14 protein-coding genes are annotated in these 12,828 nt (G+C 74.5%); 10 read left to right on the top strand and 4 right to left on the bottom strand.

Features of this window, described 5'->3' with window-relative positions; translation table 11 throughout:
* Window positions 1–32: 32 nt before the first annotated feature.
* Genes GA0070214_RS25445 through GA0070214_RS25435 form a run of 3 tightly spaced genes read right to left on the bottom strand, consistent with a single transcriptional unit; the run spans window position 33 to window position 1,151 of the window.
* A complete protein-coding gene (locus tag GA0070214_RS25445) occupies window positions 33–440 on the bottom strand; it encodes a PLD nuclease N-terminal domain-containing protein (RefSeq protein WP_091268945.1) in 408 nt (135 codons plus the stop codon).
* A gap of 28 nt (window positions 441–468) precedes the next feature.
* The gene (locus GA0070214_RS25440) at window positions 469–768 is read right to left on the bottom strand and encodes a DUF202 domain-containing protein (protein ID WP_091268943.1); all 300 of its coding nucleotides are present in this window, start codon (window positions 766–768) and stop codon (window positions 469–471) included.
* Window positions 765–1,151 carry a YidH family protein gene (locus tag GA0070214_RS25435; protein ID WP_091268941.1) on the bottom strand — a complete coding sequence of 129 codons (387 nt, stop codon included), beginning with the start codon at window positions 1,149–1,151 and terminating at the stop codon, window positions 765–767. Before GA0070214_RS25435 ends, GA0070214_RS25440 begins: the two co-directional genes overlap by 4 nt.
* 41 nt (window positions 1,152–1,192) lie before the next feature.
* Between GA0070214_RS25435 and GA0070214_RS25430 the strand changes: the two genes are divergently transcribed.
* From GA0070214_RS25430 to GA0070214_RS25390, 9 genes are all read left to right on the top strand, one after another.
* On the top strand, window positions 1,193–1,990 hold the full coding sequence (locus tag GA0070214_RS25430; protein ID WP_091268939.1) for a GNAT family N-acetyltransferase: 798 nt from the start codon (window positions 1,193–1,195) through the stop codon (window positions 1,988–1,990).
* A 2-nt stretch (window positions 1,991–1,992) separates the two neighbouring features.
* Window positions 1,993–2,397: a hypothetical protein gene (locus tag GA0070214_RS25425; protein ID WP_091268937.1), complete on the top strand. Its 405-nt coding sequence runs from the start codon at window positions 1,993–1,995 to the stop codon at window positions 2,395–2,397.
* A gap of 379 nt (window positions 2,398–2,776) precedes the next feature.
* Window positions 2,777–3,556, top strand: a complete 780-nt coding sequence (locus GA0070214_RS25420) for an electron transfer flavoprotein subunit beta/FixA family protein (RefSeq protein WP_091268935.1) — start codon at window positions 2,777–2,779, stop codon at window positions 3,554–3,556.
* Window positions 3,557–3,568: 12 nt separating this feature from the next.
* Window positions 3,569–4,528, top strand: coding sequence for an electron transfer flavoprotein subunit alpha/FixB family protein (locus GA0070214_RS25415; protein WP_091268933.1), 960 nt, complete (start codon window positions 3,569–3,571; stop codon window positions 4,526–4,528).
* A gap of 453 nt (window positions 4,529–4,981) precedes the next feature.
* The gene (locus GA0070214_RS25410; protein WP_091268931.1) at window positions 4,982–6,157 is read left to right on the top strand and encodes a cysteine desulfurase family protein; all 1,176 of its coding nucleotides are present in this window, start codon (window positions 4,982–4,984) and stop codon (window positions 6,155–6,157) included.
* 37 nt (window positions 6,158–6,194) lie between these two features.
* A complete protein-coding gene (mnmA, locus tag GA0070214_RS25405) occupies window positions 6,195–7,268 on the top strand; it encodes a tRNA 2-thiouridine(34) synthase MnmA (RefSeq protein WP_091268929.1) in 1,074 nt (357 codons plus the stop codon).
* A 38-nt stretch (window positions 7,269–7,306) separates the two neighbouring features.
* Window positions 7,307–8,311 carry a uroporphyrinogen decarboxylase/cobalamine-independent methonine synthase family protein gene (locus GA0070214_RS25400; protein ID WP_091268927.1) on the top strand — a complete coding sequence of 335 codons (1,005 nt, stop codon included), beginning with the start codon at window positions 7,307–7,309 and terminating at the stop codon, window positions 8,309–8,311.
* 36 nt (window positions 8,312–8,347) lie between these two features.
* Complete coding sequence (locus tag GA0070214_RS25395) at window positions 8,348–8,716, top strand: VOC family protein (protein ID WP_208602892.1); 369 nt, start codon at window positions 8,348–8,350, stop codon at window positions 8,714–8,716.
* Window positions 8,717–8,742: 26 nt separating this feature from the next.
* Window positions 8,743–9,756: an ADP-ribosylglycohydrolase family protein gene (locus GA0070214_RS25390; protein WP_091268924.1), complete on the top strand. Its 1,014-nt coding sequence runs from the start codon at window positions 8,743–8,745 to the stop codon at window positions 9,754–9,756.
* A gap of 123 nt (window positions 9,757–9,879) precedes the next feature.
* Here the strand turns inward: GA0070214_RS25390 and GA0070214_RS25385 are convergent, their stop codons facing one another.
* On the bottom strand, window positions 9,880–10,434 hold the full coding sequence (locus GA0070214_RS25385; protein ID WP_091268922.1) for a type II toxin-antitoxin system PemK/MazF family toxin: 555 nt from the start codon (window positions 10,432–10,434) through the stop codon (window positions 9,880–9,882).
* Between the two features lie 248 nt (window positions 10,435–10,682).
* Between GA0070214_RS25385 and ligA the strand changes: the two genes are divergently transcribed.
* Window positions 10,683–12,818, top strand: coding sequence for an NAD-dependent DNA ligase LigA (ligA, locus tag GA0070214_RS25380; RefSeq protein WP_091268920.1), 2,136 nt, complete (start codon window positions 10,683–10,685; stop codon window positions 12,816–12,818).
* Window positions 12,819–12,828: the final 10 nt, after the last annotated feature.

Below are 12,828 nucleotides of genomic sequence, written 5' to 3'. Positions count from 1 at the left end.
GATTCTGCCCGGCCGGCGCTCGGCGCCGGCGCTCAGACCTCGGGCCGGTCCCGGTCGTCCTGCCCGCGGCGCAGTTCCTCCTCACGCCGGTGCAGGTCGTCCTCCCAGCGGCGGAGGCGTTCCCGGTCCTCGGCCCGGGAGCGCTCGGCGAGTGAGGAGAGGAACTCGGGGTCGTCGTCCGGCGCGACCGGCCGGCGGCGCTGCTCCTCGGAGAAGCCGTTGCCCATCGGCCAGGCGGTGCGCGTGCGCCGGGCGCCGGCCTCCCGGCCGGCGACGAACCAGGCGATCGAACCGACGAGCGGGAAGAACAGGATGATCAGCACCCAGGCGATCCGGGGCAGCGCGCGGATCTCGCCCTCCTCGGCGGAGAGGCAGCTGATCAGGGCGCAGACGGCGAGCACGAGCTGGGCCAGGAAGAGCAGGCCGTAGAGGCGAACCATGCCGGACATCATGGCCCACGGCGGACGCTCAGCGCAGCCCGCGCACCACGTGCAGGACGCCCAGCAGCGCCAGCCCGGCCGCGGCCAGAGCGGTGAGCGGGATCGACCAGCGTCCCACGCGCCGCGGCCCGCTGCCGGTCGCCCGGCGCCAGTCGACCACCAGGACGCCCAGCCAGGCGACCACCGCGAATCCGGCCAGCACCGCGTCGAACGTGCGCCCCGTGAACGCCAGCCGGAGTTCCAGCAGCAGGATCGCGGTGACCGCGAGCAGCGTCCGCCGCCAGGCCAGCCGCGTGCGTTCCGGTTGCAGCCCGGGGTCCCGGCTCACCCGAGGCCCCGGGCCAGCACGGCGACCACGAGCAGCAGCGCGCCGGCCGCGACCACCAGGGCCAGGACGGCCGGGAAGCGGGACGCCGGCAGTTCCTCGCCCAGCCGGATGGCCCGCTCGGTGCGCGCCCAGTGGTCCACGGCCCGGACCGCGACCGTGGCGCCGAGCAGCAGGAGCGCGACGGCGATCACCTCGCGCAGGTGGGCCAGGGGGAGGCGGGGGAGGAACTGCGCCGCGGCCAGCCCGCCGGCGATCAGCGCCAGCCCGGTGCGCAGCCAGGCCAGGAAGGTGCGCTCGTTGGCCAGCGAGAAGCGGTAGTCCGGCGTGCTGCCGACCGACCGCAGCTCGCGCGGGTCGAACCAGCGCCTGATCGCCTCCCACACGCTGTCGATTATCCGCTTTGCCCGGTGCCTAGCCTGAAGGGATGACCGATCTTGACGCGCGGACCCTGCGCGACGCCTACGACACCCAGATCCGCCCGGAGATCCCGGACCCGCTGCCGGCCGGGGTGACCGTCGACCGGGACGGCCCGCTGGTCCGGATCCTCGGCCTGGACCACCGTGGCTTCATCACGTACCGGACGCTGGACGGGTTGGCCGGCGCCGAGCTGGACGCGCTGATCGCCCGGCAGGTCGAGTTCTTCCGCGCCCGGGGCGAGGGGGCCGAGTGGAAGCTCAACGGGCACGACGAGCCGGCCGACCTGGGCGACCGGCTGCGCGCCGCCGGCTTCGTGCCGGAGGACCTGGAGACCGTCGTGGTGGGCCCGGTCGCGGCCCTGGCCGCCGCCGTCCCGACGCCGCCCGAGGGGGTACGCCTGCGCGAGGTCACCAGCCGCGAGGACCTGGAGCGGATCGCCGCCATGGAACAGGCGGTCTGGAACGAGGACCGGAGCCACCTGGTGACCGGGCTGGCCAAGGAGATCGAGGCGGACCCGCAGTCGATCACGATCGTGGTGGCCGAGGCCGGCGACACCGTGGTCAGCGCGGGCTGGGTGCGCTACCTGAGCGGCACCGGCTTCGCCACGCTCTGGGGCGGCTCGACCCTGCCGGAGTGGCGGCGCAAGGGCATCTACCGGGCGCTGGTGGCGTACCGGGCGCGGCTGGCCGAGCAGCGTGGCAAGACCCTTGTGCAGGTGGACTGCTCCCCGGACAGCCGGCCCATCCTGGAGCGCCTCGGTCTCGTTGCGGTCACCACGACCACCCCGTACGTCTACACTCCGTGATCATGGAGCGGTTGACGGCGGACGAGCAGCTCACCCTCAAGACCGGAGCCTTCGGGGCCGTCTTCCTGGTCTCCAACGCCGTGCCCGGCATGCTGGCCATGGTGCGGGAGAGCATCGCCGCGTCCGGGGCCCTCGCGGACGCCAGCGGGGTGGTCAAGGAGGCGCTCACCACCGGCCCGCTGCCGCAGCTGCCCCGGGACTCGGCGCTGGAGATCGAGGCGACCGTGCTGCCGGCGCTGGGCCGCGCGGTGGAGATCCTGCGCACCAAGTCACCCGGGGACGTCGAGGCGTACCGGTCGGTGGTGCTGGCCGCCGCCGACCGGGTGGCGCAGGCCCACCGGGGTGTGTCGCCCGCCGAGGCGGCGGTGATCGACAAGATCAGGCATGCGCTGGCCGAGCCCGCCTGACCGGGTCGGCCGACCAGAGCGCGCGCACGCTGGCCCGGACACAGCGGTCGCGGACCCGGCCGCAGGCGCAGCGGTAGGTCTCCGGGAGCATCCGGCGGCAGGCGCGGCGGACGGTCCGCGAGCCGTCCGTCGCGCTCACCGAAACGTTCTTTTCCGACATATCCGTCACCCCCTGTTGCGGGAGCTTACCCGGCGCGGCAGGGCTCGGTGAGCTGTGTCACTCTGAGGCTCCGGAGAGCCGAAGCTACTTGTGGGTAACATAGGGCCGTGGGCAACTGCACAGCTCCGCGCGGTTGACCGAACGTTAAGTCACGCGCGAGGCTGCGCCCGAGACCGGGCGAGTGATCGCTACACCAAACAGGAGGGTCGTCGAAGCGCGATGAACATCGTCGTACTCGTCAAGCAGGTGCCCGATTCGGGCGCGGACCGCAACCTGCGTCCTGACGACAACACCGTCGACCGCGGTTCGGCGAACAACGTCATCAACGAGATGGACGAGTACGCCATCGAGGAGGCGTTGAAGATCAAGGAGGCGCACGGCGGCGAGGTCACCATCCTGACCATGGGTCCGGACCGGGCGACCGAGTCGATCCGCAAGGCGCTCTCCATGGGGCCGGACAAGGCCGTGCACGTGGTGGACGACGCCCTGCACGGGTCCTGCGCCGTGACCACCTCGAAGGTGCTCGCCGCCGCCCTGGGGCAGCTCAACGCCGACCTGGTCATCTGCGGCGCCGAGTCGACCGACGGCCGGGTCCAGGTCATGCCGCACATGATCGCCGAGCGGCTGGGCGTGGCCGCCCTGACCGGCGCGCGCAAGCTCACCGTCGACGGCGCCACCCTGACCGTCGAGCGGCAGACCGAGGAGGGCTACGAGGTGGTCACCGCCTCGACCCCGGCCGTGGTCTCCGTGTGGGACACCATCAACGAGCCGCGCTACCCCTCCTTCAAGGGCATCATGGCCGCCAAGAAGAAGCCGGTGCAGACGCTCTCCCTGGGTGACCTGGGCGTCGCCCCCGCCGAGGTGGGCTTCGACGGCGCCACCAGCGCCGTGCTCGAGCACACCAAGCGCCCGCCGCGCTCCGGCGGCGAGAAGATCACCGACGAGGGCGAGGGCGGCGTGAAGCTGGTCGAGTTCCTCGCCACCGAGAAGTTCGTGTGAGAGGTCTGGGACATGTCTGAGGTTCTCGTCGTCGTCGAAGCCACCAAGGAGTTCGGCGTCAAGAAGGTCACCCTGGAGATGCTCACCCTCGCCCGCGAGCTGGGCACCCCGAGCGCGGTCGTGCTCGGTGGCGCCGGCGCCGCCGAGGCGCTGAGCGCCAAGCTGGGCGAGTACGGTGCGGAGAAGATCTACGCCGCCGAGGGCGAGGAGATCGACGGCTACCTGGTGGCTCCGAAGGCCACCGTGCTGGCCGAGCTGGTCCGGCGCGTGCAGCCGGCCGCGGTGCTGCTCGCCTCCTCGCAGGAGGGCAAGGAGATCGCCGCCCGCCTGGCCGTCAAGCTGGAGAACGGCATCCTGACCGACGTGGTGGCCCTCGCCGCCGACGGCACCGCCACCCAGGTCGCCTTCGCCGGCTCCACCATCGTCAAGTCCAAGGTCACCAAGGGCCTGCCGCTGGTCACCGTCCGGCCCAACTCGCTCAACCCGGCCCCGGCCGCGGCCACCCCGGCCGTCGAGCAGCTCGCCGTGTCGGTCTCCGACGCGGACAAGCTGGCCAAGGTCGTCGAGCGGGTCGCCGAGCAGAAGGGCTCCCGTCCGGAGCTCACCGAGGCGTCGGTCGTCGTCTCCGGTGGTCGCGGTGTCGGCAACGCCGACAACTTCAAGCTGGTCGAGGAGCTGGCCGACCTGCTCGGCGGCGCCGTCGGCGCGTCCCGCGCGGCCGTCGACTCCGGCTTCTACCCGCACCAGTTCCAGGTGGGCCAGACCGGCAAGACCGTCTCCCCGCAGCTCTACGTCGCGCTGGGCATCTCCGGCGCGATCCAGCACCGGGCCGGCATGCAGACCTCGAAGACCATCGTCGCGGTGAACAAGGACGCCGAGGCGCCGATCTTCGAGCTGGCCGACTTCGGGGTGGTCGGCGACCTGTTCAAGGTCGTCCCGCAGGCCGCCGAGGAGATCCGCAAGCGCAAGTGACCCGCTTCACGACACGAGCCGCCGCCCGGTGATCCGGGCGGCGGCTCGCGTGTGTTGCGGCCCTTCCGTGCGGTGGAAGGGAGCTGATCGGCGGGCCGGGGAGCTGAGCCGGCCCGCCGATCAGCCCGTCAGGGTGCCCCTCGGCGGAGTGCCGCCGGAGCGGGCGGGCTCGAGGTCGAACTGTTCGACGCCTTGCCCAGGGTACCCAAGAAGAACATCCGCGGCGTCCGGGGATCGGCCGGACCTGAATACCCCGGAAAGCCCGGGAGATTCGCCCGGCGCGGGTGCGACCGGCGGTCGTGCGGAGCGGCACCCGGTGCGTCCGATGTGGCTTCCGCCCCCGAGCCCCCGGCCGGCCCGTCGGAGCCGCGCCGGCCGGGCGTCCGGCGGCCCGCACCGCACGGGTGGTCCGGCATCCGGCGGCACGCCCCTCGGCCGTTAGGCTGAACGGTGATGGCATACCTGGATCACGCGGCGACGACCCCGATGCTCGACGAGGCACTCGAGGCGTACGTCGCCACGGCCCGCGAGGTGGGCAACGCGTCGTCGCTGCACGCGGCGGGCCGGCGCGCCCGGCGGCGGGTGGAGGAGTCCCGGGAACGGGTGGCCGCCGTGCTCGGCGCCCGCCCGTCCGAGGTGATCTTCACCGGTGGCGGCACCGAGAGCGACAACCTCGCCGTGAAGGGCATCTTCTGGGCCCGCCGCGCCGCCCGGGCCGAGCGGGTCCGGGTGGTCTCCAGCGCCGTCGAGCACCACGCCGTGCTGGACGCGGTGGACTGGCTGGCCGGGCACGAGGGCGCCGAGGTCGGGTGGCTGCCGGTCGACGCCGCCGGCCGGCTCGACCCGGAGCGGCTCCGCGCCGACCTGGCCGCGCACGGCGACCGGGTGGCCCTGGTCACCGCCATGTGGGCCAACAACGAGGTCGGCACCGTGCAGCCGGTCGCCGAGCTGGCCGCGGTCGCGGCCGAGCACGGGGTGCCGTTCCACACCGACGCGATCCAGGCGGTCGGCCAGGTGCCGGTCGACTTCGCCGCCAGCGGCGTCGCCGCGCTCACGGTGACCGGCCACAAGCTCGGCGGCCCGATCGGGGTCGGCGCGCTGCTGCTGGCCCGCGACGTGGCCGCCACGCCGCTGCTGCACGGCGGTGGCCAGGAGCGCGACGTCCGCTCCGGCACCCTTGACACCGCCGGCATCGTCGCCTTCGCGGTCGCCGTCGAGGCCGCGGTGAAGGGCCAGCAGGAGTACGCGGCCCGCGTCGCCGCGCTCCGCGACGAGCTGGTCGAGCGGGTCCGGCAGGCGGTCCCCGAGGTGATCTTCAACGGCGACCCGGCCGACCGGCTCCCCGGCAACGCGCACTTCTCCTTCCCGGGCTGCGAGGGGGACGCGCTGCTGCTGCTCCTCGACGCCCAGGGCATCGCCTGCTCGACCGGCTCGGCCTGCTCCGCGGGGGTGGCCCAGCCCTCGCACGTGCTGCTGGCCCTGGGCGCCGACGACGACCGCGCCCGCTCGTCGCTGCGCTTCACCCTCGGCCACACCAGCACCAGGGCCGACGTTGACGCGCTGATCGCCGCGCTGCCGGCAGCCGTGGAGCGGGCCCGCCGCGCGGCCGCCCTCCGCACGCCCCGCTGACCCGGATACCCTCGGTGATGACGAGGGGAGCGAGCTGGTGAGGGTTCTGGCGGCGATGTCGGGCGGCGTGGACTCCGCCGTGGCGGCGGCACGTGCGGTGGAGGCCGGGCACGATGTGACCGGCGTGCACCTGGCGCTGGCCCGCAACCCGCAGACCTACCGCACCGGCGCCCGGGGCTGCTGCACCCTGGAGGACTCCCGGGACGCCCGTCGCGCCGCCGACGTGCTCGGCATCCCGTTCTACGTGTGGGACATGGCCGACCGGTTCCACGAGGACGTGGTCGACGACTTCGTGGCCGAGTACGCGGCCGGCCGTACCCCGAACCCGTGCCTGCGCTGCAACGAGAAGATCAAGTTCGCCGCGGTGCTGGACCGGGCCGTGGCCCTGGGCTTCGACGCGGTGGTCACCGGCCACCACGCCCGGCTCGGCGCGGACGGCCTGCTGCGCCGCAGCGTCGACGCGGCCAAGGACCAGTCGTACGTCCTCGCGGTGCTCACCCGCGCGCAGCTCGACCGGTCGATCTTCCCGCTGGGCGACTCGACCAAGGCCGAGGTGCGCGCCGAGGCCGCCCGGCGCGGCCTCGCGGTGGCCGACAAGCCGGACTCGCACGACATCTGCTTCATCGCCGACGGCGACACCCGGGGCTTCCTGTCGCAGCGGCTCGGCGAGGCCCCCGGCGAGGTGGTGGACGCGCTCACCGGCGCGGTGGTGGGCAGCCACACCGGCGCCTACCAGTACACCGTCGGGCAGCGGCGCGGCCTGCACCTGGACCGGCCGGCACCGGACGGCCGCCCCCGCTACGTGCTCTCCATCACCCCGAAGACCAACACCGTCACCGTCGGCCCGGCCGAGGCCCTCGAGGTCGCCGAGGTCCGGGCCACCCGCCCGGTCTGGACCGGCGGCGCACGCCCCGACGGGCCGATCGAGTGCGAGGTGCAGCTCCGGGCGCACGGCGACGTGGTGCCGGCCACCGTGTCGCTGCACGCCGACGGGCTGCACGCCGACCTGCGCCGCCCGGTCCGCGGGGTGGCCGCCGGGCAGGCGATCGTCGCGTACCGCCCGGACCCGGCCGGCGACGTCGTGCTCGGCTCGGCCACCATCACCGCCTGAGCCCTCGGTGGTCGCCGGGCGGTGGATAGGCTGCGGCGGTGAGTGAGACGACCTGGCCGTGGGGAGCGGGGACGGCGACCGGGATCGGGTCGCTGCCCGGCACCGACGTCGCCGAGGCGCAGCGCATCGTGCTCGGTGAGCTGCCCGACCTGCCGCACCTGCCCGAGCTGCCCGACCGTGGCCCCGGCGCCGACCTGATCGGCCGCACCGGCGGTCTCCTCGTCGAGCTGCCGGTCGAGCTGTACGCGGCCCGCTGGCGGATCGCCCCCCGTCCCGGCAAGGACCTGCGCCGCGCCCGCGACCTCATGGAACGCGACCTCGACCAGCTCGCCGAGCAGGCCGAGGAGTACGCCGGCCCGGTCAAGGTCCAGGCCGCCGGCCCGTTCACCCTGGCTGCCTCGCTGGAGCTGCCGATCGGCGGCCGGCTGCTGCGCGACCCCGGCGCGGTCCGGGACCTCGCCGGCTCGCTCGGCGAGGGGCTGCGCGGGCACGTGGCGGCGGTGGACCGGCGGCTGCCCCACGCCACGGTGCTGCTCCAGCTCGACGAGCCGTCGCTGCCCGCCGTGCTGGCCGGCCGGGTGCCCACCGAGAGCGGCTTCGGCACCCACCGGGCGGTCGAGTCCGAGGTGGCCCGCGCGCTGCTGCACGGTGTGATCGAGGCGGCCGGCGTGCCCACCGTGGTGCACTGCTGCGCGGCCGACGTGCCGCTGGAGCTGATCCGCACGGCCGGAGCCGTCGGCGTCGCCCTCGACCTGGCCCTGGTCACCGACCTCGACCCGCTCGGCGAGGCGATCGACGCCGGGCTCGGGCTGCTGGCCGGCGCCGCGCCCGCGCTGCCGCCGCCGGCCGGTCGCGCGCCGACCTCGGCCCAGGTCGCCGACCGGGTACGCCGGGTCTGGGACCAGCTCGGCTTCTCCCGCCGCCGGCTCGCCGAGCAGGTCGTGGTGACCCCCGCCTGCGGCCTGGCCGGCGCCGACCCGGCGTACGTGCGGGCGGTCCTCGCCGCCTGCCGGGACGCCGGCCGCCGGCTCGCCGAGGAGTGAGGTTTCCCGTCGTACGCCGGGGGCAGGATGACCGGCATGATTGGACAGCTGCGTTCCGTGGTGATCGACTGCCCTGATCCGCGCGCGCTGGCCGGCTTCTACGCGGAGCTGCTCGGCCTTCCGCTGATCGAGGACAACTCCGACGGCGACGACTGGGTGGTGCTCGGCAACCGGCCGGGCCACCAGCCGCGCCTCGCCTTCCAGAAGGCGCTCGACCTGCGTGCCCCCGAGTGGCCCGACCCGGAACGGCCGCAGCAGTTCCACCTCGACGTGACGGTCGAGGACATCGAGGCCGCCGAGAAGGCGGCGCTGGCCCTCGGCGCCCGCCGGCTCCCCGGCGAGGGGGAGGGCTTCCGGGTCTACGCCGACCCGGCCGGGCACCCGTTCTGCCTCTGCTGGGACTGACCGGGCCGGGCTTGCGCGGGCGGGGCATGATCGCCAGCGTGATCGACTCCGCCCCGCGCCGCGCGTCCGGCTCGCTCTTCGGCCTCGCCTACGGTGACGCCCTGGGCAAGCCCACCGAGTTCCTCACCGTCGCCGAGATCGTCCGCCGCTACGGCCCGGCCGGCCCGCGGGAGCTGACCGGCGACCCGGCGCTGGTCACCGACGACACCCAGATGGCGCTCGCGGTGGCCTGGGCGCTGCACGACGCCCCGGCCTTCACGGCGGAGGCGGTGGAGCCGTTGCTGCGGCGGCGGTTCCTCGACTGGGCGGTCAGCCCGGACAACAACCGCGCACCCGGGATGACCTGCCTGCGCGCCTGCGCCGAGCTGGACCGGGGCACCCGCTGGCAGGAGGCGACGGTCGCCGGCTCGAAGGGCTGCGGCGCCAACATGCGGGTCACCCCGGTCGGGCTGCTCGACGTCGACCTCGACACGCTGGCCGGGCTGGCCCAGCTCCAGGCCGGCCTGACCCACGGCCACCCGACCGGCCTGGCGGCCAGCGAACTGACCGCGTACGCGGTCCGGCTGCTCCGCGACGGCGCCGCGCTGCCGGAGGTGCCCGGGCTGCTCACCGACCGGGCCCGCGAGCAGCGCACGGTCTACCGGGGCGACTGGCTCGGCGACCTGTGGCAGCGCCCGGGCGAGTCGACGCCGGCGGAGTTCATGGCCCGGGGCTGGGACGACTGCCTGCGGGTGCTCGGCCGGCTCGACGCGGCGCTGGCCCGCCCCGACGACGGCGGCGACCCGTGCCGGCTCACCGGTGAGGGCTGGATCGCCGAGGAGGCGCTGGCCACCGCCCTGCTCTGCGCGCTGCGCCACCCCGACGACCCGGTCGGCGCGCTGGCCCGGGGCGCCACCACGGCGGGCGACTCGGACTCGATCGCCGCCCTGGCCGGTGCCTTCGTCGGTGCCGCACACGGCATGTCGGCCTGGCCGGCGGAGTGGTCCACCCGCATCGAGTACGCCGACCAGCTCACCGCCCTGGCCACCCCGCTGGACTGACCCGGGCCCACCCCACCCTGGCCCGCCCCTCACCTGGTTGATCATGAGGTTGTTGCCGTGACACGCGGGGTTCGGCACAACAACCCCATGATCAACTAACCCGGAGAGCGGGGCCGGACGGGGTCAGGCCGTGAGGTGGGGGAGGCGGCGGATGCCGCGCCAGAGGTCGGGGTCGCAGGCGCCGGCGTGGTCCGCGAAGGCGCTGAGGGGCACCGGGACGGGCTCGCTGATGTCCAGGTAGCTGTCGTGGTGGGCGTCCGGGTCCCAGCTCCGGGTCGGGATCGGCAAATGGTCGTCCCGGTGCGACTTGTCCTGGCTGGTGATCTTCAGGACGTCGGCGTCCCGGCCGTCGACGCGCAGGACGAGGCAGGGGCGCACCTTCGAGCCGGTCCCGTCGGCGTAGGGCACGTCGGCCCACCAGATCTCCCCGGGCCGGGGCCCCTCCGCCGAATCCTTGCCGGCCCGCCGAGGCCGCGGCGGCGCCCCGGCACGCCCGCGCGTCGGCTTCGCGCCGGGCCGGGTGCTGTCGGGGCGACCGCCGGGCCGGGAGTTCCGGCGTCCCGCGTTCTGGCCCGCCTCGGCGGACCGGTTCGCGGCGCGGTGTCGCCACTCGCCCCACAGCCACCCGGCCGCCACGCACGCCGCGATCACCGCCGCCCAGAGCAGCCCGTCGCGCATCCGTACCCCGCCTCTCGCCCGTGCCGGCCGACGACCGTCCGGCGATCCTCCCACGGCGCCACCTCCCACCCCTGGGCCGCGCCGGTCGATCATGAGGGTTGCGGGGTGGAATGTCCGCTTCGGTGCCGCCAACTTCATGATCGTCGGGGAAGGTGGCGGTCTGGCGGGGGCGGTTGTCAGGCCCGACCGATACCGTGCGGGAGTAGCACGATCACGGGAGGTCGACAGCGGTGTCCGAAGGCGGCAGGGTGTCCGAAGAAGCGATCCCTCAGGCGGTCAGCCCCGCCCAGGAGGCGGCGGCGGGCGCCGAGCCGACCCCCGAGGCGCGGGAGCGGCACGCCACGCTGAGCCAGGAGCTCACCGAGCACCAATACCGCTACTACGTGCTGGACGCGCCGACCATCTCCGACGCCGAGTTCGACAAGCAGCTCCGCGAGCTGGAGGCGCTGGAGGAGCAGTATCCGGCGCTGCGCACCCCCGACTCGCCGACCCAGCGCGTCGGCGGCACCTTCTCCACCGACTTCACCCCGGTCACCCACGCCGAGCGGATGCTCTCGCTCGACAACGCCTTCGCCGACGAGGAGCTGGCCGCCTGGGCCGAGCGGGTCGAGCGGGACGCGGGCGGCCCGGTGCCCTACCTCTGCGAGCTCAAGGTCGACGGCCTCGCCATCAACCTGACCTACGAGAAGGGGCGGCTGGTCCGGGCCGCCACCCGGGGCGACGGGCGCACGGGTGAGGACGTCACCGCCAACGTCCGCAGCATCCGGGACGTGCCGGCCCGGCTGACCCCCTCCGACGAGTTCCCCGACGTGCCGGAGCTCCTCGAGGTGCGCGGCGAGATCTACTTCCCGGTGGCCGCCTTCGCCGACCTCAACGCCGGCCTCGTCGAGCAGGGCAAGGCGCCGTTCGCCAACCCGCGCAACGCGGCCGCCGGCAGCCTGCGCCAGAAGGACCCGCGGATCACGGCCTCCCGGCCGCTGCGCCTCGTGGTGCACGGCATCGGCGCCCGCAGGGGCTTCCAGCCGGCCGCGCAGTCCGAGTCCTACGCGGCGCTCAAGGCGTGGGGGCTGCCGACCAGTGACCGCTGGCGGGTGGTGCCCGACCTGGCCGGGGTGGCCGAATACATCGCCTACTACGCCGAGCACCGGCACGACGTCGAGCACGAGATCGACGGCGTGGTGGTCAAGGTCGACCCGGTCTCCATCCAGGGGCGGCTCGGCTCGACCAGCCGCGCGCCACGCTGGGCCATCGCGTTCAAGTACCCGCCGGAGGAGGTGACCACCAAGCTGCTCGACATCGACGTCAACGTCGGGCGCACCGGCCGGGTCACCCCGTTCGCCGTCCTCGAACCGGTCCGGGTGGCCGGCTCCACGGTCGCCCTGGCCACCCTGCACAACGCCCGGGAGGTCGAGCGCAAGGGCGTGCTCATCGGCGACACGGTGGTGCTGCGCAAGGCCGGCGACGTCATCCCCGAGGTGCTCGGCCCGGTGGTCGACCTGCGCCCCGCCGACGCCCGCCCGTTCGTCATGCCCACCGCCTGCCCGGCCTGCGGCACCCCGCTGGCACCGGCCAAGGAGGGCGACGTCGACATCCGGTGCCCCAACTCGCGCAGTTGCCCGGCGCAGCTGCGGGAGCGGGTCTTCCACCTGGCCGGCCGGGGCGCCTTCGACATCGAGGTGCTCGGCTACAAGGGCGCGGCCGCCCTGCTCGACGCCGGGATCATCCACGACGAGGGCGACCTGTTCGCGCTCGACGCCGAGCAGCTCTCCCGCTCGCCGTTCTTCGTCAACAAGGACGGCACGCTGGGCAGCAACGCCACCAAGCTGCTCGACAACCTGGCCGTGGCCAGGGAGCGGGAGCTGTGGCGGGTGCTGGTCGCGCTCTCCATCCGGCACGTCGGCCCGACCGCGGCGCAGGCCCTGGCCCGGCACTTCCGTTCGATCGAGGCGATCGACGCCGCGAGCGAGGAGGAGCTGTCCTCGGTGGACGGGGTCGGCCCGACCATCGCGGCCAGCATCAAGGAGTGGTTCGCCGTCGACTGGCACCGCGAGGTGGTGCGCAAGTGGGCCGAGTCCGGCGTGCGGATGGCCGAGGAGGCCGGCGAGGAGGGCCCGCGCCCGCTCGAAGGGGTGACCGTGGTGGTCACGGGCACGCTGGCCGGGTTCAGCCGCGACCAGGCGTCCGAGGCGATCCAGAGCCGGGGCGGCAAGGTCACCGGCTCGGTCTCCAAGAAGACCGGTTTCGTGGTGGTCGGCGACAACCCGGGCTCCAAGGCCGACAAGGCGGCCAGCCTCAAGCTGCCCGTCCTCGACGAGGCGGGCTTCCGGGTGCTGCTGGAGTCCGGCCCGGACGCCGCCCGCGAGGTGGCCCGCATCGAGGGCTGACCGGCGGCGC

It is taken from the genome of Micromonospora chaiyaphumensis, from assembly GCF_900091435.1.
In the GTDB taxonomy this organism is placed as follows: Bacteria; Actinomycetota; Actinomycetes; order Mycobacteriales; family Micromonosporaceae; genus Micromonospora; species Micromonospora chaiyaphumensis.
This window is presented reverse-complemented; position numbering and strand designations above follow the sequence as displayed.

Coding starts and splice junctions, on each gene's coding strand:
- GA0070214_RS25445 (WP_091268945.1), bottom strand. CDS start 440: ATGGTTCGCCTCTACGGCCTGCTCTTCCTGGCCCAGCTCGTGCTCGCC.
- GA0070214_RS25430 (WP_091268939.1), top strand. CDS start 1,193: ATGACCGATCTTGACGCGCGGACCCTGCGCGACGCCTACGACACCCAG.
- GA0070214_RS25425 (WP_091268937.1), top strand. CDS start 1,993: ATGGAGCGGTTGACGGCGGACGAGCAGCTCACCCTCAAGACCGGAGCC.
- GA0070214_RS25420 (WP_091268935.1), top strand. CDS start 2,777: ATGAACATCGTCGTACTCGTCAAGCAGGTGCCCGATTCGGGCGCGGAC.
- GA0070214_RS25415 (WP_091268933.1), top strand. CDS start 3,569: ATGTCTGAGGTTCTCGTCGTCGTCGAAGCCACCAAGGAGTTCGGCGTC.
- GA0070214_RS25410 (WP_091268931.1), top strand. CDS start 4,982: ATGGCATACCTGGATCACGCGGCGACGACCCCGATGCTCGACGAGGCA.
- GA0070214_RS25395 (WP_208602892.1), top strand. CDS start 8,348: ATGATTGGACAGCTGCGTTCCGTGGTGATCGACTGCCCTGATCCGCGC.
- GA0070214_RS25390 (WP_091268924.1), top strand. CDS start 8,743: ATGATCGCCAGCGTGATCGACTCCGCCCCGCGCCGCGCGTCCGGCTCG.
- GA0070214_RS25385 (WP_091268922.1), bottom strand. CDS start 10,434: ATGCGCGACGGGCTGCTCTGGGCGGCGGTGATCGCGGCGTGCGTGGCG.